This window comes from Hyphomicrobium sp. MC1, from assembly GCF_000253295.1.
Classification (GTDB): domain Bacteria; phylum Pseudomonadota; class Alphaproteobacteria; order Rhizobiales; family Hyphomicrobiaceae; genus Hyphomicrobium_B.
Window position 1 is genome coordinate 4,624,066 of record NC_015717.1, and the last position, 24,279, is coordinate 4,648,344.

A 24,279-nucleotide genomic window follows, 5' to 3' on the forward strand; every position below is an offset into this window, starting at 1 on the left:
CATACCTGTCGCCCGAATTACCGGCATTCATCTATCGGCATTTGGGCCCGAGCGCCCCGCCTAGCATCCGGAGAAACCTTTTTGCAAGCGACCCGCATCCGCATCGGGACCCGAGGCTCGCCTTTGGCCCTCGCCCAGGCGCACGAAGTCAAGGACAGGATAATCGCCGCCCATGGGCTGGCCGACGAGGCCGTTACCATTCACGTCATCAAGACGACGGGCGACCGCGTGCTCGACCGGCCGCTATCGGAGATCGGCGGCAAGGGTCTCTTTACGAAAGAGATCGAAGAAGCGCTGTTGACGAACGAGATCGACGTTGCAGTCCATTCTATGAAGGACATGCAGACCGTACTGCCCGACGGGCTGGTGATCGGCGCGGTGCTGCCGCGAGAAGATCCGCGCGACGCATTCATTTCTTTGCGGCATGAATCGTTCGCGACGCTGCCACAGAATGCGGTCGTCGGGACATCGTCGCTTCGACGGAAGGCGCAGGTGCTGCATGCGCGCCCCGATCTGCGCGTCGTCGATTTCCGCGGCAACGTGCAGACACGGTTGCGCAAGCTGGAAGATGGTGTGGCGGAAGCAACCTTTCTGGCGGTCGCCGGTCTCAAGAGGCTGGGAATGACGGAGCGGATCACATCGCCAGTATCGATGGAGCATATGCTGCCGGCCGTGGCGCAGGGCGTGATCGGGCTTGAAATTCGCAATGGCGATGAACTCGTGACGCCGATCGTTGCAGCATTGAATGATGAGACAACGGCCTGGGCGGTCGCGGCCGAGCGGGCGTTCCTGGCGCGGCTCGAAGGGTCATGCCGGACGCCGATCGGGGGGCATGGCATCGTCGCGGGTGATGAAGTGCGCTTTCGCGGGCAACTGCTCTCGCCGGACGGCAAGAAATGCTATGACGTTTCTCGTACCGGAAATGTCAAAGATGCCCACGACCTCGGATTGTCCGCGGCCGATGAAATTCTAAACCAGGCGGATGCCGCGTTGCTAGTTCGGCCGAACGTCTGATGAACGTCGTCATTACGCGTCCAATTCAAGATGCCGAACTGCTGAAGACGCGCATCGAAGAGCTTGGGTGCGAGGTGATGCTGGCGCCGCTGATGGAAACCGTCGCGAACGATGTTCCGGCGGACGCGTTTGCCAATGCGACAGCAATCGTTGCGACCAGCCGTAACGCTTTGACGGCGCTTGCCGCTTCGCCTGTGCTTGCCACGCTGACGCCGCTGCCGCTGTACGTCGTCGGGCCGGCAACCGCAGCTGCGGCGAGGGACATCGGTTTTGCGCGGATCGTGGAAGGGCCGGGACGGGCCGAAGACCTTGCACCGATGCTCAGGGCGCGGGCCGCGGGCGAACGTTTGATCTATCTCAGAGGCGACGTCGTCGCGTTCGATCTTGAAAGCGCATTGGCCGAAAGTGGCGTTAACGTTGTGCCGGTGCTGGCGTATCGGTCAGTCGAAGCGGAAGCGTTGCCGCAGGATGTCATCAAAGCGCTCCAAACGGGCGGCATCGATGCGGTAACGCTGATGTCGCCGCGGACGGCGCGGATCTGGTCACGGTTGGTTGCCGCGCTGTCGCCGCCGGTACAACTTTCAGGCATAACGTATTTATGCCTGTCCGAGCGCGTAGGCGAAGCCTTGGGGCCGATTGCAAAAACCGATATGACTCTCGTTTCTTCGCAACCTAACATCCAAGAAATGATTGCGCTCGTAAAACGTCTCGCGGCAAGCTCGAAAGCGGAGTAACAAGGCGTAAAAACAGGCCGGCTGGTCGCCCCGGCAATTGAGCCCTCTCAATAGACAGATTTTTCCGGAACACCTGGATTCCGAACCGGGACCGGACGGCATATGCGAGTTTCGTAAGGAGGCTTAGGCTCCGATGGCAGATGAGAAATCGGGTGCAGGATCAAGCGGTGGAGCGGGGAAGAAGCCCTATGCGACGCTCGACCTGAAAGCGACCGAGGTGAAGGTGTCGCCGGGCAAATCGAGCGCTGCGGCTCAGAGCGCGGCGGGCAGCGAAGTTCCGCGTCCGGCTGCTGCTGGATCTTATGCTGAGGAGCCGAAGAAGAGCGACGCCAAGGCGACGTTCGGCGCCGGCAAATACGATAAGCCCAGCTACGATAAACCCGGCGCATCGGCTGCGTCGTCGGCGGCCTCTGCCGCCCGTACGGCTAAGTCCGAAGAACCGAGCGTCGTCGTGCAAAAACGCGGCGGCGTTTTCAGTCATCTGGCGGCGGGCATTGCCGGCGGCGCGCTGGCGTTCGCTGCCGTGCTGTGGGCCTTGCCTCAGCTTGAAATACAGAACGGCGCGGATGCAAAGATCGCCGATCTTTCGCAACGTCTCGCGACGATCGAGAAGAACGAAAGCGCAGCACCGCCGCCACCGGATCTCAGCGGAATTCAAGCGAAGATCGCAGGCCTCGAAAATGCGACACAGAAAATTCCGTCGCTGATCGAGGGGCAGACGCGCCTCGTCGCCGAGACGAAAGCGGCGCTGGCTTCGGCCGCCTCCGACGCTGGGCAGCCGCAACTTATAGAGCGCATCGGCAAGATCGAGGATCGGCTGAAGGCGATGGCGGATGCGGGCGTCAACGATCCCAATGCGACGCGTATCGAGCAAATCGCGGGGCTGACGGGCAAAGTGTCTGATCTCGAAACGAGCCTTGCGACGCAGCTGACCGCGCTGCGGACGAACGTGACGAAGGATGTCGAGAGCCGCATTCAATCGGCGACCGAAGCCGCCGAGACGGCACGCGCGGGCACGCAGCGTATCGACAAGGATGTCGCCGGTCTCAAGACCGACGGTGTGCGGATGGAAGAAGAGATCGCGGCGTTGAAGTCGACGACCGATCACGTCGCCGCCGATCTCAAAGTTACGCAGGATCAGCTCGGAAGTCTCAAGACGGCGCTCGATGGTTTGCGGACGGCTGCGGCGAAACCTGCCGACATTTCAGCCGCCGTGCAGCCGATCGACCAGAAGATCGCGGCGCTTGATAAAAGCATACAGGCTGTCGTCGAAGGCGATGCGGCGCGCAAGGAAAGCGCGCAGCGCGTTGTCCTCGCGCTTGAACTGCAGAACCTGCAGCGTGCGCTGGACAGCGGGCAGAGTTTCTCGGCTCAGCTTGCCGACGTGAAGAAGGTTGCGGGGCCGAAGTTCGATCTGTCGGCGTTGGAGAAGCTTCAGGACACGGGTGTGCCGACGTTGCCCGAACTCGCCAAGGAATTCCGCACGGCGGCAGACCGTGCAATCGACGCCGATTCCGAGCCGCAGGACGCGAGCGTCGTCGATCGGCTTTGGGCCGGTGCGAAATCGGTCGTGCGCGTTCGCCGGATCGATCTCAAATCCGATGACAAGAGCACGGAAGCCGTCGTCGGGCGCATGCAGGTTGCGCTGGCAGATGGTCGTCTCGGAGAGGTTATGGACCAGGGCAAGGAATTGTCACCGAAGGCGCAGGATGCGATGCGCCCCTTCCTCGACAAGGTTGCGGCGCGGGTCAGCGTCGAGACCGCGCTTCAGAACCTCAATTCACAGCTGAAGTCTTCCATTGCGGGCGTCTCCCAGCAATCGGCACAGCCGTCGCCATAATCGATAAAGGGTCTGCGTCATGGTGCGCCTCGTCGTTTATCTGCTCACGATCGCCCTCATCGCCTCCGGTCTCGCCTGGCTCGCCGACAGGCCTGGCACGTTGCAAATCGTCTGGCAGGGCTACGACATCGAAACCTCGGTGTTTCGTGCCGTCGTCATCCTGGCGGCGCTGGTCGCTTCGCTGATCTTTCTGTGGTCGGTATTCAAGGCACTGTGGAATAGCCCGGCGATAATTGGCAGCCGGCTGGTGCGGCACCGCGAGCGCAAAGGGCTCGATGCGCTTTCCGGCGGCATGATCGCCATCGGTGCGGGCGACAGTTCGCTTGCGGCGCGCTATGCGCTGCAGGCACGCAAGAGTCTGCCGCATGAACCGCTTACGCAACTGTTGCGCGCGCAATCGGCGGAGCTTTCCGGCGACCGCGCGTCGGCGCGGCGCATTTATGAGGCGATGTTGGCGTCTCCCGAGACCGAACAGCTGGGGCTTCGCGGGCTGTTCCTCGAAGCGCAGCGGGAAGGCGCGGGCGAAGCTGCGCGGCAGTTTGCAGCGCGGGCGCTCAAGGCCAATCCGAAACTCGGTTGGTCGTCGACGGCGCTCTTTGAGCAGCAGTGCAAGCAGAAGGACTGGACGGCGGGGCTGGCGACGCTCGAACATGCGCGCAAGAGCGGTCACATTCCAAAAGCCGCTGCCGATCGCAAGCGCGCCGTGCTGTTGACGGCAAAGGCGATCCCAGCCGAGGACGATACGCCCGACAAGGCGCTCGCCTGGGCGCTGGAAGCGCACGCCTTGGCGCCGGATCTCGTGCCGGCTGCCGTCGTTGCGGGTCGCATTCTGGCATCGCGCGGCAACACCTCGAAGGCGGCAAAGATCATCCAGAAGACCTGGACGAAGGCGCCGCATCCCGATCTCGCGACGGTTTACGCGCATGCGCGTGTCGGCGATAGCACGCGGGACCGTCTCGACCGCGTCCGCCAGCTCGCGGCTCTCAATCCGCATTCGATCGAAAGCCCGATCGCGGTGGCGACGACCGCGGCTGAGGCCCGACTGTACGAGGAAGCCCGCCGGGCACTGGAGCCGCTGCTCGCCGATCGCTTGACGCAACGCGTTGCGCTGTTAATGGCGCGGATCGAAGCAGGCGAGAACGGCGAGAAGGGCCGGGTGCGCGAATGGCTGGCGCGGGCGATGAACGCTGCGCGCGATCCGGTATGGATGGCCGACGGCGTCATCTCCGATCACTGGGAACCGATCTCGCCGCTCGATGGCCGTCTCGATGCCTTCCAATGGCGCGTGCCGGTTGAAACAAGCGATAGTGCTGGCGGTGAAATTCTGGCGACCAAGATCGACGAGTTGATCGCGATTGCCCCGGCGACGACGGAAATCAAGGCTGAAGCGCCAGCGGCTCCGGATCGCAAGGCCGAAGCTGCAACGCCCGTCCCTGCCGAAAGCCGGCCAGTGACAGCGACGGCGGCTGCCGAGCCTGAGGTCGTGACCGCCGAGCCAGTCACCGTTCCGGTGACGCCGAATTCCGGCAGCGCTCCAAAGGCATCGGCAGCGAGTGCCGCCAATGGGGCCGCGCATCCAGCGGCGGTGGCACGCGACGATGAGGTTGCAACGACGGTCAAGACGTCGCCGCAGGAGCGCTCGCCGTCCGGGCGGGGGGATTCGGCCGTCTTCATCACGCCGCGCGCGCCGGACGATCCGGGCACAGAGCCGCCGGAGCCGGAGCTTGAGCAGCCTGTCGCACGCCGGACTTTCCGGTCGGTCAACTAAAGCGCTGATCGGGTTGAAGGTCTTGGCTCGCGCCGGGTTTGCGCGGGCCTCTGCGGCAGGAATGACTTTTGACGCCACGACCCTTGCAATTCCCGGCCGCCCAGAGTATCCCTCGCGCCTTCTCGGGGGGAACGCCCCTCCGCCGGAACAAAAGCCGCTTTAGCTCAGCCGGTAGAGCACGTCATTCGTAATGACGGGGTCGTGTGTTCGAGTCACACAAGCGGCACCATGTTTCTTCCCAACGCAACCGACTAGCCGATGCCGCGCGTGCGGTTGCACGCCGCTTTTTGTTGCTGGCTGCTTGGTCAACGGAGCTTCGCTGACCGGCGCGCGATTGTCGGCGTCGAACGCGTTTTGATGCAGGGTGCGGCCGAGTTTGCAAAGGCCGCAATTGCATGGGTGGAAGTAACCCGCTGTTAGATTTTGCAGCCTCAGGGTCCGCGCATGGGAAAAGAGCGCAGACAATCCGAGCGACAGGCCGTCAGCCATCCGGCGCGGATTGAGCTTGAGGACGGGAATATCTTTTCGGCGCGGATCGCGAATGTCTCACAAGGCGGTGCGCTGCTGATCTTTCCGGACGGCGATGCGCTGCCGAATATTTTTCATGTCGTTGACATGTCGTCCGATGCGCGGCGTGAGGTGCGCAAAGCCTGGACCGCGCCCAATCGGGTGGGGGTTGAATACATCGACGGACAATCGACGCGTTTCGGTCATCCCGTGCGGCCACAGGCGACGTTTGGAAAACGCGCTCGAAAAGACTGACTGGGCGTTGGGGGCTGTCAGACTGCAGGGGAGGGCAGTTTCATTGGCTCGTATTTTTGCCTGAACATTTCATCGCTCATGGGCCTGAACGCACCAGCCGAATCCTTGATCAACCAGTCGCCCGTACGAATTTCCCGCTGACCTTCCGGAGTCATGACGAACGCGCGGGTGTCTCGTTGCACGATGATGTTCTGGGCCAAGTTCAAGTGGTGAAAATCGGCGTTCGGCGACCAGCGTAATGCCTCGACAAACGCAATGCGGGTTTGAAATTTCTGCACGAAACCACGTCGTTATTTGGCCAGCGAACAGTTTGCACACTGCCATTCGCTTCGACGTCGGTCAGCATACGTTTTAGTATGATTGCGTATAGAAAATAAACTGAAGCCAACACCTTTGGAGCGGTGAGTGTTGGAATGAACGCGTGAGTGAAAAACAGGAAGGCCCCGCCATGTGACTGGCAGGGCCTACAGGATTCGCACCGCCCTCGCGCCCACCGGTTTCGGTCCCGCTCGTCCGACCTGATTGGCAGCGATGCACTTCCCGCTGAGATCAGCAGCGATAGCTAATGCTGCTGTCATGAACAATTCACAAAGCGTGTCACAGCGCGTAACAAAAAACGCCTTCGCGTTGTTTTCGCTGCGCGGTCTAGTAGTCGTCTTCTTCTTCGACGCGATAGCCGTAAGGCAAGTGGCCGCAATATTCCTCGGCGGCCTTCTGGGCATCTTCCCACGTCTCGTAGGAACTGCCGATGGTTTCAGTGCCGCCGCCAAAGCAGCCCTCGGCATCGTTTCGGCAATGATCACACCAAACAACGACTTTGAATTTCGCCATGTTGGCTTCTCCCCATGAGAAAAGCCCTCAAGCGTTGCTCCCGTTTGCGCACATCCCAATGTGCTGAATCGCGGGGAAAGGCGGTGCGCAATGCCGCCTGTTTTTCTTGTGCGGTTTCCTCGCGTTACGCGCCAACCACAGACTCGGATTGAGGCTAGCATTGGGCGCGGAAAGTAAACGTGACTGCAGCGTAACACTTCGCACAAAAAAATGCTCGTGGCGGCTTCGGGGCGCCGATTCAGCGCGCATAAAGTCACATTGGCTATTCAAGAACTCGGTCTGCCACATTCTCTTTGCTACGGTCCGAGCACCAATCGTTATCTGGGGGAGCCAAACGCCGTGAATGTGCGACTGATCTCATTTCTGTTGGCCATGGGTCTGGCCGTCGCCGCCTCGGAGGCAAATGCCGAGTGCACGATGAACGAGATTGAAAAGCCGAACACCCGCATCGGCGTCTGCCGTCAGCAGCCGGGCATAGCCACCGGCTTCGGCTGCACGTCGTTGCTGATGAAAGAGCAGGTCGCTGACCAGTTCCAGCAGATCGCGCTGGCGCGGCGCTGCGGGTTCAATGCCGAGGCCGATAAGCTCGAAAAATTCTACAGCCAGACGACGCCTTACGTCATCAGCCTCTACGAGTGCGTCGACACCACGGTGGACCGCGTCGACGTTGAGACGAAAGCCAAAGCGGAGGTCGACAAAAATCTGGCGAGCCTGCCGGCGGGATGTCCGGCCGACCTCAAGGATAAAATGTCGAAGCGGCTGCCAAAGCTCATCGAGATCGACGAACAAGCGCTGGCTCAGATGCAGGCGCTTGCAACAAAAATCAATCTGACGCCGAAGCTGCCGAAATAACGGGCTAGAGCCGCGGCTCCGGCAAATCTTTGATAACCCTAACTTCGCCCGGTATGCTCGAATTTAAGATTTGTCTCTTAGTGTGACCCTGCCCGCGAGGGCAGGGAATGCATTTGGGAGACGTCCCATGTCGGGTTTGAAGGTCGTTGTCGGCGCTCTGGCCGCAGCATTGAGTTTCGTTGCTCTCTCGTCAGAGGCTGATGCAACATTTTATCGTGGCTGCGGCTACGACCCCTACGGCTATCATCCGCCGAGCTGGCGTGGATGTCCGAAGGCGGTCCGGCGTGCGGCCCGCCGCGCCTATCGCCAAGGCTGGGGTTTTTATCCGGCTTACGGGTTCTATCCGGCAGGCAGCTATTATGCGCTGCCGCCGCCGGCCTATCCTGTCTATGCGGTGCCCCCGCCCATTTATCCGGCTTACCCGGCATATCCGTCGTCATACTGCTATTACGACAACGGTTACGACATGCGCCCGCGTACAGTTTGCACTCCGGCGTGGTAAGCGGCGGCTGCCGATTACGCGTCACCTGAAACGATTAAGGGGCCGATCCATTTCGGCCCCTTGTGTCTTTTTACCGTCTTAGCGGATCCAACCCCACGCCCGCGGTCCACGACAGAAGTCGCGGTGGTGTAGGTAATAGCAGCGGCGTCCGTCGAAATAGTCGTCGCGGGCGAATGGGTCGCCGGCATACGTCCAGAAGCCGAAGCGGTAGCCGTGGGGCGGACCGGCGCGATGGTAGCCGAGCCGGAAGTATCCGTCATGGCGATGATGCCAGTGGTGTGCCTCGGCGGCGGGCGCCAGGGCCGTGAGTCCCAAGGCGATGCCTGCGACGCCTACAAACTTCAACATTTGCAGCCTCTCGATTTGTTGCCTGCCGTTCAGTCGCGCGTCTGCCGCGGGAACGCAATCGGGAACTGCCGCTTTGGCAAATTCCGTATCGGTGAACGCGAACGTTTTTAATCACATCGTGAAATTTCCCTGACAAACAGGAGGCGGTGTCCTTTTTTGAGTCACGAGCAGAGGCGTTTTTCCGAGGTCCTGAGATGCGCTGTATCCTTGCCGGGCCAGGAGCGTTCGCCACGGCGATGGCCGTTTCGCTTGCGGCGTTCGCATGGATCGGCGCCGCGAAAGCCGCGGACGTCTGCGAGGCGCTCTGGCGGGCGCGCAATGCCATTTTCGCCAACAAGGGCTATTGCTTCGAAAGTCCCGAAGGACAAGCTGCGTTTGGAAAGGGTTGCTTTCCGCCCTACGGCAAGCTTACGCGCGCGGAAGAAGCCGATGTTCAACGGATCAAGGATGTCGAGGCGCATCAGCGGTGCGCCGCAACGCCGTCCGGGATCATGGGCGCAGCCATGGCACCCCCGCCCGGCGGTGTCCGAGTCGTTCCGAAATACGTCGTCCAACTGACTCTATCGCGAGCGGCCCAAAACAAACTCGCGCAATCCGGCGAAACGGTGCGGGTTGCAGCCTTCTACTATGGCAGTGCGATGAAACATTCCGCTGATGACGACGGCGAAATCGCGCTCGCGAACGAAGCTGTCGATTTGCCCAGCGGAACGACGGCGGTCAATCTCGGCGGGATTTCTATTGCCGAAGCAGACGTTCGCAAGACCTCCGAAGGCCAGCCGATGCTGTTGATCAACGTCTACACGAGCCGCAAGGTCTTTCCCGACAACCTGCTCGATTGCGGCATCTATCAAGGTGCTGCGGCCCAAGCAGGACAGATCGAGATCAGCTGCAAGCTGATCGGCGAATAGGAACCGGAGCTATTGCAGCCCCGGTGCCGTTGGATTGTGGGGCGGTGTCGTCGCCTCCGGGCCGCTGCCTTTTTCACCCGTGCTGCTGCCCGAGCCCGAATTAGCTGGCAAGCTGATCTCCGGCGGGGGCTGTTTGTTGATCGGCACGTCGGGAGAGGTAGGCGATACGACGGCGTTATTTTCGCTGCCGGGGCCGACTTTGCCGGGCTCGATCGTTTTTGCGGCGTTCGGTGCGCTATTGCTGGCTGCATCTGCGAAGGCCGGCAGCGAACTTCCGAGCGCGGCCGCGGCGATTGCGGCGGCCATGAGAAGTTTCGTGCTCATGAATATATTTTCCTTCCGCTGTTCCATGAGCATCCAACGCATGGCGCAACGAAGGTGTTCCCGAGGATCGCCGGAGCTTTAAGCGTCAGCCTTTTTTGTTCGATGGCGCGGATGTGTTCGACGTCGAGGGGGCGTTCGCCGGATTGGGCTTTTCCTTGACGTTGACTTTATCGCCGTCGTCGATGCCGTCCGGCGGACTTTCGATCACACGGTCTTCAGGTGCGAGGCCGGACGCAATCTCGACGGTGGCGCCGCGGTCGCGGCCGATGGTGATGGACTTCAGGTTCACCTTGTCGTCAGTTCCGACCGTTGCGACGCGCAGACCCTCCTTGTCGAAGATGATGGCGCTTGATGGAACGACCAGGACGTTGTGCTTGCTGCCGACTTTCAGGCGGACGTTGGCGTAGGCGCCCGGCATCAATTCTCCCGCCGCGTTATCGACGATGAGCTGCATGCGGGTTGTGCCGGAAGCCGCATCGACGGCGCCGGACGAGGCTTCGACCTTGGCCTCGTATGTTTTGCCTGGACGCTCGGGCACGGTCAGGATGCCGACGGTTCCGGTTGGGATCATCGGGACATAAGCCTGGGGTACGTTGACGTAGAGGCGCAGCTTGTGCACGTCGGCGACGACGAACATCTCTGAGCCCGTCGCGCTGCCGGTGTTGATGAGGTTGCCGACATCAGTGTTGCGCACCGTTACGATGCCATCGAAGGGCGCGACGATGCGCTTATATTCCGTTAGCGCCTTGAGCCGATCGACGTTTGCCTGCTCCGACTTCACGAGCGCGTTCTTGGCATCGAGGTCGGCTTTCTTTTCGTCCGCCGCCTGATGGGTAACGTAGTTGCTCGGCAGAAGCGCCTGGTAACGCGCGTTCGTGACTTTGGCGAGCGCGGCGTTGGCCTTGGCGTTGACCAGATCGGATTCGGCCTGCGAGAGCTGTTGATCGAGATCGGGAGCATCGATCGTCGCAAGGACGTCGCCAGTCTTCACGCGCGTGCCGATATCGGCGTTGCGGCTGGCGACGTAGCCGTTGACGCGTGCGAAGAGAGCCGCCTGGTAATAGGCGTCCAGACGGCCTGGAAGATCGAGGACGCCGATGCTCTGCTCGACCGCGGGCGCGGCGGCAGCGACGGTCGGCACGGCACGTTCGGCGGCCTTCGTCTTCAGCTGCGCGACGCTTTGCTCGCGGCTCTCAATTCCCATGAAGGCGAGAAACGCCGCGCCCCCGATGAAGATGACCGCCGCCAAGGGCATCTTCCAGCGTGAGCGCTGGCGCGGCTCCGCGGGCGTTTCAGGCAGCATGGAATTCTCCAGGGATGGCGCCGCCTTGCGGCGATGACGCGTTTGACGTCCGGCGTTTGTGCATCAGGCTAAATATGATCGGTACGATGAAGAGGGTCGCGGCCGTCGCAAAGATGAGGCCGCCAATGACGGCACGGCCGAGCGGCGCATTCTGTTCGCCGCCTTCGCCCAGTCCGAGCGCCATCGGCGCCATGCCGATGACCATCGCGAGCGCGGTCATCAAGACGGGGCGGATACGGACGAAGCCGGATTCCAGAGCGGCGAGGATCGGGTCGCCGTGGTCGGCCAACCGTTCGCGGGCAAAGCTCACGACAAGCACGGCGTTCGCGGTCGCGACGCCCATACACATGATCGCGCCGGTGAGGGCAGGCACCGAGAGTGTCGTTCCGGTGAGGAACAACATCCAGATGATGCCGACCAGAGCAGCGGGAAGCGCCATGATGATCACCAGCGGGTCGCCCCACGATTGGAAGTTGACCACGATCAGCAGGTATATAAGCACGATGGCGCCCAGTAGGCCGAACAACATTCCGGCATAGGCGCTATTCATCGTCTTGACCTGGCCCAGCATGACCGCGGTTGCGCCCTTGGGCAGCTCGCTCTTGGTGGCGTCGAGAACTTTCTGGATGTCGCTCGCGACGGCTCCCAGGTCACGGCCCTCGGTTGTCGTCAAAATCTGAACCATGGGCTGGATGTCGTACTGCGATACGACCGCATTCGTGACAGAGCGTTTGAAATTCGCAACGGCGCCAAGGATCTGGGGCGCGGCGTTGTCATTTGAGGAGGTGATCGGCAGATTTTGCAGCGACGTCAGCGTATCAAGCTTGTACTGCGGGGTCTGAATGACGATCGGATACTGGACGCCATTCTTCGGGTTGAGCCAGTAGGCAGGGTTTTCCTGCCCCGTTCCGGCAAGGCTCGCCCCGAGGCTCTCAGTCACGTCGCGCTCGGTCACACCGACATATTGCGCACGGGAGCGATCGACATCGACGTCGAAGCCCGGATTGCGGCGCGATTGCTGAATTCGGGCGTCGGCGACGCCTGGGATCATCTTAATTTGCCTTAAGATTTTCTGCGCATAGTCAAACGCGCCGTCGAGATCCTTGCCTCGGATCTGAAGATCGATCGGTGTGGGCGCACCGAAGTTCAGAATTTGGCTAACGATGTCGGCCGGCAGGAACGAGAACGTGGCGCCCGGAAACTCCTTCGGCAGGCCGCTGCGGAGCTGCTTCACGTATTCGGCTGTCGGCCCGTGGCCCTCTTTCAGCGCGATCTGGATGTCACCATCCTGAGGGCCGATCATGCCGGTGTTGTTATAGGTCGTATTGATGCCGCTGATGGGCATGCCGATGTTGTCGACCATCACCTCGATCTGATCGGGGGGGATGATGTCGCGAATGGCGTCCTGGACTTTTGCGAATTCATGGGCGCTTTCCTCGACACGCGTTCCGATCGGGAGGCGAACATGCATCAGGATCTGGCCGGCATCGACCGCCGGGAAGAAATTCCTGCCCAAATACGGGGCCAGCAAGAATGACGACCCAATGAAGCCGAACGAAACGATCAGAACGATCACGCGATGTGCGAGCGCGCCCTCCAAAAGGCCGTGATAGGCCCCGCGGAATTTTTCGAAGCCATGTTCGAAGCCGCGCTGAATGAGGACAAAGGGATTGCGCGTCGGCCTTTCGTGCGCGTTGTGATCATGCGGTTTGAGGAGGTACTTGGCCATCGTCGGCACAAGTGTTCGCGATAGAATGAAAGATGAGACCATCGCGAACATGACCGCTTCGGCCATCGGGACGAACAGGAATCGCGCGATGCCTTCGAGGAAGAACATCGGGACGAAGACGATACAGATACAAAGCATCGACACGAAAGCGGGTGTCGCGATCTGATCGGCGCCGTCGAGAATGGCCGTTTCGACGTCTTTTCCCTGTTCCAGATGATAGTTGATGTTTTCGATCGTCACGGTCGCTTCGTCGACCAGAATGCCGACGGCGAGTGCGAGGCCGCCGAGCGTCATGATGTTCAACGTTTCGCCAAGCGCGGACAACATGGCGATGGACGAAAGGACAGCGAGCGGAATGGACGTCGCGATGATGATCGTGGAACGGATACTGCCGAGAAACAGCAGGATCATGATGCTCGTCAAAACGGCGGCAAGAACACCTTCGTGGATAACGTTTGTGACGGCGCCGCGTACGAACACCGATTGATCGCCAAGGTAGGAAAAGGTCAGCGCGTCTGGCAGGCCCGGCTTGATTTCATTTACCTTGTCCTTGATGCCCTGGATAATATCGAGCGTGGAAATCGCGCCGTTCTTCAAAACGGTTAGCAACACTGAGCGATTGCCGTCGACGTGCACGATATTTTGTTGCGGCGGATTGCCGTCGCGGATGTGGGCGACGTCACGGATGTAGACCATCGCGCCGTTGACGGTTTTGATCGGCAGGTCGCCCAGATCTTTAAGTGCGGACGGCGCGTTATTGAGCTGCATCACGTATTCGGTCGCGCCGATTTTCTGCGTGCCGGCCGGATTGATCAGGTTTTGCGCCGCCAGAGCGGCTTGCACGTCTTGCGCCGAAAGGCCCTTCGCATGCAGCAGCGCGTTATCGAGGTCGATTTGAATCTGGCGCGTCTTGCCGCCATAGGGAAACGGGATGGCGGCGCCCGGCACCGTCACCAGACGGATGCGAACCTGGTTCATGCCGAGATCGAAAAGGCGCTGCTCGGTCAGGCCGTCGCCGCCAAGGGCAAGCTGCACGATCGGCACTGTCGAAGCGCTGTAGTTCAGGATGAGCGGCGGGTTGGTGCCCGGCGGCATCTGGCGCAGCATCGTCTGCGAGATCGCCGTCACCTGCGCATTGGCGACGCTGATATCGACCGACGGGTGAAAGAAGATTTTGACGACGCCGATGCCGTTATAGGAATTCGCCTCGATGTGATCGATGTCGTTGACGGTCGTCGTGAGCGCGCGCTGGAAGGGCGTCACCATGCGTCCGGACAATTGATCCGGCGGAAGACCCGTATATTGCCAAACAGTAGCAATGACCGGGATGCGAATATCCGGAAAGATGTCGATCGGTGTGCGGAGCGCGGCCAGCCCGCCCGTCAGAAGAATGAGCAGTGCGAGCACCACGAACGTGTACGGCAACCGCAACGCGATTCGTACGAGTGCAGCCATAGTTCCGAATTCTCCACATCGCTGGCTCCGACCGGTGGAGCCCAGCTGTCGCCCCGGCCTTTAACTGTCGGACCGGACGGCTTCCGTCTGTAAGATCGTAAAATCTGCTCGCGACGAAACCGCACGTCACGCGGTTGGATCGCTTTCTTCGGGACGCCACTCCACTCCCCCACGGCGACGCCCGATCAAACGCCGGGTTTAAGATTTGGGGGATTGCCAGCCATCTGTCCAATAGTATGTTGGGATGCTATTATTTCTTAATAGCGATTAATCGTGGATGGTGCTGAACCATGGATCTCAGACAGCTCGAACATTTCGTGGCGGCCGCGGACGAACAGCATTTTACGCGCGCTGCACGTAAAGTGAACATTGTTCAGTCTGGGCTGTCTGCGTCGATCCGCGCGCTGGAACAGGAGATGGGAGCGCCGCTGTTCGTGCGGACCACCCGCAAGGTCGAGCTGACCGTCGCGGGCCGCGTGCTTTACGAGAAGGCGCAGGAGATCATTGCCGGGATCAAGGAGGCGCGGCGGGCCGTTGCTGCAATCAATGGCCTGGAGCGGGGGACGCTCAGCGTCGGGACGTGCGGCAGTCTTCATGCCTTCTTCGATCTGCCGCAGCTCCTCGGCGAATTTCATGCCCAGCATCCGAGCGTCGAAATCAAGCTTTGTCACGGCACGGCGACCAAGCTGATGGAGTCGGTCAAGGACGGCAGCGTCGATATCGGGTTTTTTCCGCTCTACGAGAAGAGTCGCGAGATCGTCACCATTCCGATTGCGTCGGATCATCTGGTTGTTGTTCACCCGATGGGGCACCCGATCGCGGGGCGTGAGAACGTGCCGCTTGAAAGTCTGGCGGAGGAAACATTCGTCGATTTTCAGCCGGACAAGGGGACGCGCAAGATCGTCGATCGGGCGTTTGCGAGCACCAACGTTTCACGCAGGTCGGTGCTTGAAGTCGGTGACATCCAGGTGCTGCTCGATCTTGTCGCTTATGGTTTTGGGATCGCCTTGGTTCCCAAGACGTTTGCTTGTGCGCGCATCGCGGCGGCGAAGTCGCCGAAGCTTGGCGTCGTGACTTTGAAAAAGCCCCATATCGCCTGGGATCTCGTCGCGGCATGCAGCGGGCGGGCAGGGGCTGCGCAGACGCGCAACCCGGCCGTCGCCGCTTTTACAAAGCTCGTCGAAAAAATTCGCTCAGACGCCATCGCGGCCTGAGCATCAGGCGATGCTCGCCTGATACACATAGTAGGCCATGGCTGCCGTCATCACCGGGATAAGGGTGATGTGCAGGAATGCTAAGCCTTTCTTGAGCCAGCCGATTGGTTCGATGCGTCTGTTCACACGCGCGATGGTGATGGCGATGATGACGCTTAACACGAGGTACGTGAATAGGAACAATCGGTCGGAGAGGGTTTCGATATTGGCGTCGAGCTTCGGTAACGCCAGATAAAGCGCGACGGCCGAGAGAAGTGCTGTCACCTGGATCGTCACGATCGCCTCGAAGTGATGCGTCGAAATGAAGATCGACAGATAGGCGATGAACAGAATGAAGCCCAGCGGAACGACGACGCGGAGAACATAGTCGGTCGTTTGCCGTTTCATCAGCCAGACGAAGCTCGCCTTGTAGAATGGGACGACGCTTGGTTCCAGCGTTTGAGCATCGACGGTGCGGACAAAATCCTCGTCATAGCCGACGTACTTATCTTTCGGGTCCCAGCCGTCGACGGTGACTGACTTGTCGCGCAGGCTCGTCGGCGGCGGCTGGACGATGAACGCGGCATTGCCGTGCTTGGGCTGAATGTCGATTGAAAAGCGCTGGGTGTCGAACGGGTAGTTCCGCAAATTCGGTGAGTAGAGGAACTTGCCCGTCACCTGATAGATTTTCATGTGGTCCGGGTAGGCGTCGCTCTTCCCGCCGTCATGAATGGGCTGAATTGTGATCTCACGATTGTTCGAGCCCGGATCGAGATAGGCGTTCGAAAATTCGATCTGGTCGATCGAAGCGCCGTTGCGGTCATTCATCGAAATATAGAAATCGGCGAGGAACGTCTGATTGTTGTCGTCGATCTGGTCGGCGTGAATAAGGTCGATGTCGGCGTACAGCGTATCTATCCGCTTCATCGTGTTGGTCCGCAGACGCAGAAACTGGAACGGGGCCAGTTGGGCATGCCCGAGACCGCGTGGCAACATGACGATCAGAGGCGCCCGCGCTGCAGCCCGCGATGCCGGCCTAAACGACCAGTTGCCAAACCTGCCTTTGAAAACGTCCTTACCGGCAGCATACGTCGTGCCGATTTCATTGACGATGAATTCGCGGAGATCGGAGACGTTGGCTGCCGCAGGCGCTGAGCGCGCAGCCTCGGCGATGAGCCGGATCATGTCGGCGTAGCGCATCGCCGTTTGCAGGGCGCGTATGTTGTCATCTTCAAGCGGATTAGGCGGGAGGTCGTCGTCGCGAACTTTACAGGTGCCGTCCTTCCAACCGGGTGCAGCGTCGTTCTTTGCGCCTTCGAAGACCCAATACTCCGGATGGATCGACGTCAACAGCAGGTCGCGGAGGCGTTCACTGTAGACGTCGGGAAATCCATCGAACGCCATCAAATAGATGTCGTTGGGATAGCTGCCGTTGCCTTTGGCTGTCAGCATTTCGGCGCGTCCGGTGACGAAGAGGGGCGGCGTGTAACCGGCGGCCTTGAGTTGGCTGAAAACATCTTTCAGGCGTTTGCCGCCGACCGAAAGGAAAACCAGCTCCGGCGATTTGGCCTTCAGCTCTTCGACGGTTGCGGCGATATCGGCTGGGTTGAGCTTGTCATCGGTGAGCTTGAGGCGGCGATCTGAAACGACAGCATCATCGCCAAGAAACTTCTTCACCGAATCTCCGAGGTTCGCACTGAAGACGTTCCCGTCGAGGCCCACGAACGCGACCTTCGTGTATTTCATTTCCTTGATGAATGCAGTGATGATCGGCATCCGCTCTTCGTCTTCCGACGGACGCGTCGTGAAGACGGAAGGGTAGTTGGCGATGAGGCTTGTGACCGAGATGTCCGACAAAAACGGAATGCCGCTGGCGCTCAGAGCCTTTCCGTCGGCGTCGAGCGCTGCCTTGGCGCGCGTTGCGTTCGTCATGCCAACCATGCCGACGGTTTGAGGATCAGAGATGGCTTCGGCAAGATTTGCGGTGGCGCGCTGCGTGTCGCCTTTGTCATCGTAAAGGGAGACGATGAGCTTTCGTCCGGCGATGCCCCCGGTACGGTTGATATAGTTCTGCGCGAGCGTTGCTATGCGTTTGATCGCGGTGACGATGCCGCTGCTGTAGCAATCGTCAGTGTTTGATGAAAAGAAAATCGGCACGGCAACCGGCGGCCGCTGGGCGGCGTCGGCGTCATCGATGGCTTGCACTGCTGCCGGCGCGGTGCTGGGACCGACGCACAGAACAAGCAATAGCGCGATGATGCCAGCCAGGCGCTGCAGTGGCCGCTGTCCCAATGCGCGCACGTAAAGTCCCAACCCCGCAAATGTCACGTCGCCCACCCCGATTTTATAAGATCGGAACATCCGGATATCTTCCGGACGTCCGGCTCCCCGCATTTCAAACGTTTCGTGCCCGTGAGACCTCTATAAGTCCGGGCCAGAGAACGAAAGAATTTGGTTTGGATTAGGCGGCTTCAGGGTCGTTTGCCGTATTCCGGTGAAATTAATCTTCGCGCGGAGATTTCGCGAGGAGGCCGGACAGGATCCAGCCCTGTAGATGTTGGGCGGCCCGCAAGGACGCGGTATCAGGGTCGTCGTAGACGGCGACGAGTTCGCACAAGCCGCCGAACGGAACGCCATTCATCGCTTCGGTCCACATCATGGCTTCTTCGTCGGGCATGCGGCGGACTTTGGGCGTCGTCTCGTGACGCCAGACGATGACGCTTTCCGGCCGCACGCGAAGCTCAACCGGAGGTGGTGTCTCGTCATTTTTCAGCGCTATCCACAGAGCGTGCGCGTTGCTGGTCAAGGCGAGGCGACAGGTGGACGGGTGGGCGCTGAAGACGAGGTCCGACCACTGTTCGGGCGGGACTGCGGCGAGATCCGATAGCGCGAGCGGCTCAGCGTCGGGAGCATCGAACGCATCGTTCAGCGCACGTTCGAGAGCCGCGAACTCTCCGAGCTGAGGAGCATCTGGGTGCGTTTCCGAAAGAAACTCTGGCAGGCGATGAGAAAACCAGCGCGCATTCTGGTTTCGTGAGGGGCAGGCCGCCACGTAGGCCTTGGCGATCTCGATGAAGGCGTCATCGCCCAGATAGGCGTGCAACAGCGGATGATCGTTGCGGAGCACTTCAATAAGACGTGCAGCGTAAGCGTGGCGATAGACGCCGAACAGGACATTGCGGTTCGTGCGCGAATTATCCAGGAGTTCGTTCAGCACCGTGTCGTCGCCGTGCATGACCGCCTGCTGGAATGCGGCCTGCATTTCGCTGAGCGTCGGCGCAGGTGCGTGCTCGACGCGTTCGGCTGGTTTCTCTGGAGCGATGGTTGGCGGCATGAGGATGTCGATCGCTCCCGCTATGCAGAGAATACGTCTTCGGCAAGAAGGCGCGCCTTGCCGAGTTCTTCCAGCATTACGTCGAGTGGGGGAATGTCGTCATCGCGTTCGATGATCGTCGAGACGGGGCCGAAACGCTCGAGTGCCGCCTTATAGAGTGTCCAAACCTCGTCGCACACGAGCGCATCGTGGGTGTCGATAATGTGGGTCATGTTGTGCTCATGGCCCGCCAGATGAAACTGCACGACGCGATCGGCGGGAATTCCGGCCATGAACTCATACGGATCGTATTCGTGATTAAAGGCGCTGACGTAGACGTTGTTGACGTCGAAGACGAGCCAGCAGCCGGTCCGTTTCGTCATCTCGGCGATGAATTCCCATTCAGGCATCTCGGAGTTTCGAAACTGGACGTAGGACGAGACGTTTTCAAGCGCCAGCGGCCGTTTGAGATAGTCCTGCACGTGCTGAATGCGTGCTACGACGTGGTCGAGGGCTTCGCGCGTATACGGAAACGGTAGCAGGTCATGCAGGTTCACGCCGTGCACGCCCGTCCAGCAGAGATGATCGGAGACGAATACCGGCTCGGTACGATCGGCGAGGGCTTTGAGCTGCTTCAGGTAGTTGGGGTCGAACGGCGCAGTGGATGCGATCGACAGCGAAACGCCGTGCATGACGATCGGATAGCGGGCGCGGATTTGATCGAGAATTTTCAGCGGTTGGCCGCCCGGCACCATGTAGTTTTCCGAAATTACCTCGAACCAGTCGAGGTCGGGGTCGCCATTCAGGATGTCGGCATAGTGCTGGGACCGCAGTCCAAGACCGTAGCCAAGGTATCGTGGCTTGCCCTCGGGCGCGGGCCTTAGATCGGCAGCGACTTTTGCTTTCGTTGCACCGAGCATGACAAAAATCCTTTTGTCCTAGAACCTGGTGGTCAGCGCCGTCAGCCAGGCCGGGGACGCAGCGACGATCTGGGCTTCGAGTGTCTTATCAAAACCCGTCAGGATGGCGAGGCCAGTTAGAATGAGGACGCCGCCCAGAACATATTTCCCGCCTGAGCCCGCGGAGGCGAGCGTGTCCCGCCAGCGATTGAGGATTTCACGCGACAACGCGCCCAAGACGAGTAGCGGAACGACGGCGCCAAAGCCGAATGCGAGCATCGTGATAGTGACCTGGCCAAGGTCCTTGCCCTGAGCCGCGAGCAGCGAGGCGGCGCCGAGCGTCGGGCCGACGCATGGGCTCCAGACGGCGCCGAGAACGAGACCCACGCCGAACTGACCAAGAATGCCGGGACCAGCGTAGCCGCCAAGTGTTTGATCCGCCCAGTTCGAGATCGGTCCGGCGGCAACGGCGAACCGTTGCTGCAGGACGGGGATCACCAGAACGGCGCCGATCACGATCAAAAGCGAAGCGGCAATGAAACGGAAGAAGGTGCCGTCCAGGCCGATCGCGAAACCGACGGTCGCGACGAACAGGCTGATCGCGACGAAGGAAATCGCAACGCCTGCTGCCAATGCGAACGGCCCATGGCGATGGGCCGACGCCGCGGTCGCCATCACGATCGGGACGAGGGGCAGAACGCACGGCGACAGGACGGATAGAACACCGGCGACGAAGGCCAAGGCGAAGGATACGAGCATCGGAACCGTCCTCAGAGGGCCTTGCGCATCAAGCCGTCGATCGCGCTTTCACTGGTGGCGCCGACGGAGCGGCCCGTTTCCTTGTCACCCTTGAAAACGATCAGCGTGCTTTGAACCTGAGCGCCGAACTTTCGCAAAACATCCTTGCGGGTGTCGAAATCGACGTCGAAAATCTTGAGGTTCTTATACTGCGGCTCGGCGGACAGCTTTTGGATAATGGGCTTTTGCGCCTGACACGTCGGGCACCATGTCGCCGAGATATCGATGAGGATCGGCTTGCCCTGTGCCTGTGCGGCGGCGAAATCTTTTTCATCGAAAGTCTTGCGCTCGGCTGCTGCCGCGCCGGCCGCAGTCAGCGTCATCATAGCCAGCGCCAAGGCAGCCTGCGCAAAATATCTGAGCGACATCTATCGGCCTCGTTCTCATAGTCATGTGGTTTGGAGGATCGTCTCAGCGAGATAAAAAACGCCGCGCTGGAGGCGGCGTTTTTTACCTTCGCGTGTTTACTTCGCCGGTTCGAAATGGCCGGTCGTGCAGCCTTCCTTGGTCGTCTCGGTGAAGCCCTGACCCTTGCAGGCGTTCTGGCCTTTGCAAGCGTTCGTCGCGCTCTTGCAAGCGCTCTGACCCTTGCAGGCGTTGGCGCCGACGCAGTGGCCCATGGCTTCATCGGCATACGCAACCGTCGAGACAACGGCATTCGCGAGCATGAGAGATGCTGCTGCGGCTGCGAGGGCCGAACCAGACTTTACACTGATCTTCATGGTGTTTTCCCTTTGGAAGGTATTGTGTTTCCACGCTGTCGTTTGTGCCGGGCCGAAACCTGGTCACGAGGGTGGTTACGGCTGCCCTGCGGGGGATGTTTCCGGATTTGGAAAAAAAATTGAGGCCCCCGTCCTTGCGCACGACAATGGGTGCACTAGCGACGCGCCAAATTATTCCGGATTGGCTGTAACCAGCAAGCGAGGCGGCTCGTAAGTGCCTTTCAGTCGCGCGGGAAATCCCGCCTCGTCCTCCAACTGAAGGCAAAACCGATGAAATTTCTCACGCACTGGTTGATCTCCGTTCCGGAGAAGCTCTCTCGGGTCTTCTTATGGTTGCCGCCGCTCTTTGCGCGCATCGTGGTGGGATGGGTCTTCATGTGGAGCGGCTGGGAGAAGCTGCATGCGCTGCCGCAAATAACGGCAAATTTTGCGTCATGGGGAATCCCGTTTCCGGAGATCATGACGCCATTCGTTTCGGGCGTGGAATTTTTCGGCGGCCTCTTTCTTCTGCTCGGGCTCTTTACGCGGATCGCTGCCGTTCCGCTCGTGGTCGTCATGATCGTCGCGATCATCAGCGCCAAACTGGATCAGGTCGATTCTTTCGAAACGCTCGCGGGGTTTGAAGAGATGTCATACATGGCGCTGTTTGGCTGGTTGGCCGTTGCGGGGCCGGGACCGATCTCTCTCGACTATCTTCTGCAGAGGCTGCAACCGAAGGACGATCGCAACGTGCTGTCGCCGTCGGTGCGGACAACCTGAGGGACTCCTGCGGCTCGCGGCCTTGCGAGGCGCCGGGGCATTCCGTAGTTTCGCTGGCGTCGGGAGAGCCGTCAGCGGAGCGTATCCAGACTATGCACAACACGTCGCCCCCCTGGTACACGCGGCTGTTGCCGTGGCGTCATTCGCGCAGACGGGCGGAGATGCTCAAATCACGAGAAGAGGTGGCGGGCCTTGAGCCCGCTGTCGTCGTTACGGGGGGATCGCGCGGCATCGGTCTTGCTCTCGCGCAGCGGTTTCTCGAGGCCGGACACAACACAGCGATTGTGGCGCGGAATGCAGTTGGCCTGGAGGAAGCCTCCGCCGCGCTTAAAGCCGCGACGGGTGCGGATGTCGTGGTGATCTTGTGCGACGTCGGCGAAGCCAGCGCGATGAACGTGATTTCGTCCACGCTCGCTCGTTCCGGTTTCTATCTCGATGTTTTGGTGAACAATGCAGGCTTAGGCCTCGCGGGGCCATTCGTCGATCAGTCGGAAGCAGAACTATCGAAGCTCGTCGCTCTCAATGTTGAGACCGTGACGCGACTGACGCGCTCGGCGCTTCCCGAAATGCTCGCGCGGGGGCAAGGAGGCGTGCTGAATATCGCTTCGCTCGGGGCGAGCATTCCAGGTCCCAACCAAGCTGCTTATTATGCCAGCAAAGCCTATGTCGTTTCGCTGACGGAAGCGATCGCGAGTGAAATCGCCGGGCAGGGCGTGCGTATGAGCGCGCTGCTGCCGGGGCCGGTGAATACGGCGTTTCATGAAGAGATGGGTGCCGAGAGATCGCTTTATCGATATGTCCTGCCACCGATGTCACCTGAAGGCGTGGCGCGCAGTGCGTATCGCGGTTTCATGTGGGGCAACCGCGTCATCGTGCCGGGAATTCCCAATCTGTTTTTCTACGTGGCGTTGAGGCTTCTGCCTCACATGCTCACCGTGCCGATGATGTATTGGCTGTTGCGCCGTCCCGATACCTTAAACGGGCGTTAAGATCGGAGCGCGTTTTTACGATAATTGTCGATGTTTGCATTATGGCAACCATTTCCGTCTACGGTGATAAGGGCTCCGGAATGAGGTTTCGCGTATTCGGAGTTTCCCACGCGGCTACGCTAAGCGGATGGCACGGGCTCCTTCGAGTTCGATATGTCCGGTGCGTGGCCGCGATGTATTTGTCGTGATGTCAGCGCAGCGATAGTTTCGCGTTTTGCTGGCGTCTTGCGTCATTTTACTATGCGGCTTTGGTGGGCAGAGGAACTGAGTTGCTTTCACCTGCGCCGGCTGCCTGATCCGCCATGATGCGTGCGATGAAGGCGCGTGTTTTTTCCACCACGAGATGACGCTGCCGGTCGAGCGTGACCATGTGGTAGCTATCGTCGAGGACGAGAAGTTCGGGGGCGCCATGCAGAGCCGTCTGAAGGTACGTCGCATTTTTGAGATCGGCGTAGTCGTCTTCGCGGGAATGCACGATCAACGCAGGCTGACAAATTTTTCCAATTCTTTTTTTCACAGCCGATACGAGGCGGCGGTGTTCGTAGAGTGCGGCACCCGGCGTTCCAACAGTGCCGAGGGCTGAGCCGTCGGACGCTGCAAGAGCAGCGCGGACGAAATCGCGAACGCGGGGGCATTTGATGCCGAGAGACTCGGCGTCGGGAAATTGCATCATGTTGGCGATGCGGCGGCTGCGCACGAGCGAGAACAATCGGCTGTACCAGGGCATTGCCCAGCCGTTCACCTGAAACGTCGGCGAGAAAAGCGCGACGCCTTGCACTTTTTCCGGATGGTCTGCCGCGAGATGTAGCGCAATGATGCTGCCAAGGCAGAGCCCGCCAACGATAACAGTCTCACATTCCCGGCGCAGCTCTTCGAGGGCGGATTCGGCGCTGCGAAGCCAATCGCGCCACGTCGTTGCGACGATATCGGCGCGCGTGCCGCCGTGTCCGGCGAGTGTCGGGCAGTGTACGGTGTAGCCGGCGCGGGCGAGACCAAGGGCGACGAAGCGCATTTCAGCAGGGGTGCCACAGAGGCCGTGAATCAGCAGTACGCCCGTACGGCCGCCTGCGATCCGAAACGTGGTTTTTGTCGGGGTGGTTTCGTGGGGTGGCGTCGTCGGAAGTGGTGAGATGGCTGCGGACATGGCGTCGTCTCCCGTTGGACTGGAGACGAGCTTTAGGTTCGCTGATGCCAAACGGCTGTTCCGTCTGCAACAGGCGCATGGGTGCTAAGCCT

General features: G+C 60.3%; 24 protein-coding genes and 1 tRNA gene. 12 read left to right on the forward strand and 13 right to left on the reverse strand.

What is annotated here, in order from left to right:
- Nucleotides 1–81: 81 nt before the first annotated feature.
- The 6 genes from hemC to HYPMC_RS22310 all read left to right on the forward strand — a co-directional run bounded on the left by hemC (nt 82) and on the right by HYPMC_RS22310 (nt 6,118).
- Nucleotides 82–1,014, forward strand: coding sequence for a hydroxymethylbilane synthase (gene hemC, locus HYPMC_RS22285; RefSeq protein WP_013950414.1), 933 nt, complete (start codon nt 82–84; stop codon nt 1,012–1,014).
- Entirely contained in the window at nt 1,014–1,748 is a 735-nt protein-coding gene (locus tag HYPMC_RS22290) for a uroporphyrinogen-III synthase (protein WP_013950415.1), read from the forward strand. Before hemC ends, HYPMC_RS22290 begins: the two co-directional genes overlap by 1 nt.
- Before the next feature lie 133 nt (nt 1,749–1,881).
- A complete protein-coding gene (locus tag HYPMC_RS22295) occupies nt 1,882–3,588 on the forward strand; it encodes a COG4223 family protein (protein ID WP_013950416.1) in 1,707 nt (568 codons plus the stop codon).
- A gap of 19 nt (nt 3,589–3,607) precedes the next feature.
- Entirely contained in the window at nt 3,608–5,356 is a 1,749-nt protein-coding gene (locus tag HYPMC_RS22300; protein WP_013950417.1) for a heme biosynthesis protein HemY, read from the forward strand.
- 153 nt (nt 5,357–5,509) lie between these two features.
- Nucleotides 5,510–5,585: transfer RNA gene (locus HYPMC_RS22305), tRNA-Thr, on the forward strand.
- A gap of 215 nt (nt 5,586–5,800) precedes the next feature.
- Nucleotides 5,801–6,118: a PilZ domain-containing protein gene (locus HYPMC_RS22310; protein ID WP_013950418.1), complete on the forward strand. Its 318-nt coding sequence runs from the start codon at nt 5,801–5,803 to the stop codon at nt 6,116–6,118.
- A 17-nt stretch (nt 6,119–6,135) separates the two neighbouring features.
- On the opposite strand, the gene HYPMC_RS22315 is transcribed toward HYPMC_RS22310, so the two are convergent.
- Entirely contained in the window at nt 6,136–6,396 is a 261-nt protein-coding gene (locus tag HYPMC_RS22315; RefSeq protein ID WP_013950419.1) for a hypothetical protein, read from the reverse strand.
- A 367-nt stretch (nt 6,397–6,763) separates the two neighbouring features.
- Nucleotides 6,764–6,949 carry a hypothetical protein gene (locus tag HYPMC_RS22320; protein WP_013950422.1) on the reverse strand — a complete coding sequence of 62 codons (186 nt, stop codon included), beginning with the start codon at nt 6,947–6,949 and terminating at the stop codon, nt 6,764–6,766.
- 339 nt (nt 6,950–7,288) lie between these two features.
- On the opposite strand from HYPMC_RS22320, the gene HYPMC_RS22325 reads away from it, so the two are divergent.
- The gene (locus HYPMC_RS22325) at nt 7,289–7,801 is read left to right on the forward strand and encodes a hypothetical protein (RefSeq protein ID WP_155831104.1); all 513 of its coding nucleotides are present in this window, start codon (nt 7,289–7,291) and stop codon (nt 7,799–7,801) included.
- Nucleotides 7,802–7,928: 127 nt separating this feature from the next.
- Nucleotides 7,929–8,303: a hypothetical protein gene (locus HYPMC_RS22330; protein ID WP_013950424.1), complete on the forward strand. Its 375-nt coding sequence runs from the start codon at nt 7,929–7,931 to the stop codon at nt 8,301–8,303.
- A 78-nt stretch (nt 8,304–8,381) separates the two neighbouring features.
- Here the strand turns inward: HYPMC_RS22330 and HYPMC_RS22335 are convergent, their stop codons facing one another.
- Nucleotides 8,382–8,651: a hypothetical protein gene (locus HYPMC_RS22335; RefSeq protein WP_013950425.1), complete on the reverse strand. Its 270-nt coding sequence runs from the start codon at nt 8,649–8,651 to the stop codon at nt 8,382–8,384.
- 194 nt (nt 8,652–8,845) lie between these two features.
- Between HYPMC_RS22335 and HYPMC_RS22340 the strand changes: the two genes are divergently transcribed.
- Entirely contained in the window at nt 8,846–9,559 is a 714-nt protein-coding gene (locus HYPMC_RS22340; protein ID WP_013950426.1) for a YARHG domain-containing protein, read from the forward strand.
- Between the two features lie 9 nt (nt 9,560–9,568).
- Here the strand turns inward: HYPMC_RS22340 and HYPMC_RS22345 are convergent, their stop codons facing one another.
- The 3 genes from HYPMC_RS22345 to HYPMC_RS22355 form a co-directional block, all read right to left on the reverse strand.
- Nucleotides 9,569–9,883 (reverse strand): hypothetical protein, encoded by a 315-nt coding sequence (locus tag HYPMC_RS22345; protein WP_155831106.1) that lies wholly within the window; start codon nt 9,881–9,883, stop codon nt 9,569–9,571.
- Between the two features lie 85 nt (nt 9,884–9,968).
- Nucleotides 9,969–11,186 carry an efflux RND transporter periplasmic adaptor subunit gene (locus HYPMC_RS22350; protein WP_013950428.1) on the reverse strand — a complete coding sequence of 406 codons (1,218 nt, stop codon included), beginning with the start codon at nt 11,184–11,186 and terminating at the stop codon, nt 9,969–9,971.
- Nucleotides 11,176–14,370, reverse strand: coding sequence for an efflux RND transporter permease subunit (locus HYPMC_RS22355; RefSeq protein WP_013950429.1), 3,195 nt, complete (start codon nt 14,368–14,370; stop codon nt 11,176–11,178). The genes HYPMC_RS22350 and HYPMC_RS22355 overlap by 11 nt, the downstream gene beginning before the upstream one ends.
- Before the next feature lie 290 nt (nt 14,371–14,660).
- On the opposite strand from HYPMC_RS22355, the gene HYPMC_RS22360 reads away from it, so the two are divergent.
- Nucleotides 14,661–15,584 (forward strand): LysR family transcriptional regulator, encoded by a 924-nt coding sequence (locus tag HYPMC_RS22360; RefSeq protein ID WP_013950430.1) that lies wholly within the window; start codon nt 14,661–14,663, stop codon nt 15,582–15,584.
- A gap of 3 nt (nt 15,585–15,587) precedes the next feature.
- Here HYPMC_RS22360 and HYPMC_RS22365 read toward each other — a convergent pair whose 3' ends face one another.
- From HYPMC_RS22365 to HYPMC_RS22390, 6 genes are all read right to left on the reverse strand, one after another.
- A complete protein-coding gene (locus tag HYPMC_RS22365) occupies nt 15,588–17,924 on the reverse strand; it encodes an ABC transporter substrate-binding protein (protein ID WP_013950431.1) in 2,337 nt (778 codons plus the stop codon).
- A 139-nt stretch (nt 17,925–18,063) separates the two neighbouring features.
- Nucleotides 18,064–18,897, reverse strand: coding sequence for a DNA-binding domain-containing protein (locus HYPMC_RS22370; protein WP_013950432.1), 834 nt, complete (start codon nt 18,895–18,897; stop codon nt 18,064–18,066).
- 20 nt (nt 18,898–18,917) lie between these two features.
- Nucleotides 18,918–19,796 (reverse strand): DUF692 domain-containing protein, encoded by an 879-nt coding sequence (locus HYPMC_RS22375; RefSeq protein WP_013950433.1) that lies wholly within the window; start codon nt 19,794–19,796, stop codon nt 18,918–18,920.
- Between the two features lie 18 nt (nt 19,797–19,814).
- Nucleotides 19,815–20,534, reverse strand: coding sequence for a cytochrome c biogenesis CcdA family protein (locus HYPMC_RS22380; protein WP_013950434.1), 720 nt, complete (start codon nt 20,532–20,534; stop codon nt 19,815–19,817).
- An 11-nt stretch (nt 20,535–20,545) separates the two neighbouring features.
- Nucleotides 20,546–20,941, reverse strand: a complete 396-nt coding sequence (locus tag HYPMC_RS22385; RefSeq protein WP_013950435.1) for a thioredoxin family protein — start codon at nt 20,939–20,941, stop codon at nt 20,546–20,548.
- A 96-nt stretch (nt 20,942–21,037) separates the two neighbouring features.
- A complete protein-coding gene (locus HYPMC_RS22390; protein WP_013950437.1) occupies nt 21,038–21,295 on the reverse strand; it encodes a hypothetical protein in 258 nt (85 codons plus the stop codon).
- A gap of 270 nt (nt 21,296–21,565) precedes the next feature.
- On the opposite strand from HYPMC_RS22390, the gene HYPMC_RS22395 reads away from it, so the two are divergent.
- Nucleotides 21,566–22,054: a DoxX family protein gene (locus tag HYPMC_RS22395; protein WP_013950438.1), complete on the forward strand. Its 489-nt coding sequence runs from the start codon at nt 21,566–21,568 to the stop codon at nt 22,052–22,054.
- Between the two features lie 161 nt (nt 22,055–22,215).
- A complete protein-coding gene (locus HYPMC_RS22400) occupies nt 22,216–23,043 on the forward strand; it encodes an SDR family oxidoreductase (protein ID WP_041300518.1) in 828 nt (275 codons plus the stop codon).
- Between the two features lie 238 nt (nt 23,044–23,281).
- Here HYPMC_RS22400 and HYPMC_RS22405 read toward each other — a convergent pair whose 3' ends face one another.
- Nucleotides 23,282–24,187 carry a carboxylesterase gene (locus tag HYPMC_RS22405; protein ID WP_013950440.1) on the reverse strand — a complete coding sequence of 302 codons (906 nt, stop codon included), beginning with the start codon at nt 24,185–24,187 and terminating at the stop codon, nt 23,282–23,284.
- Between the last annotated feature and the right edge of the window lie 92 nt (nt 24,188–24,279).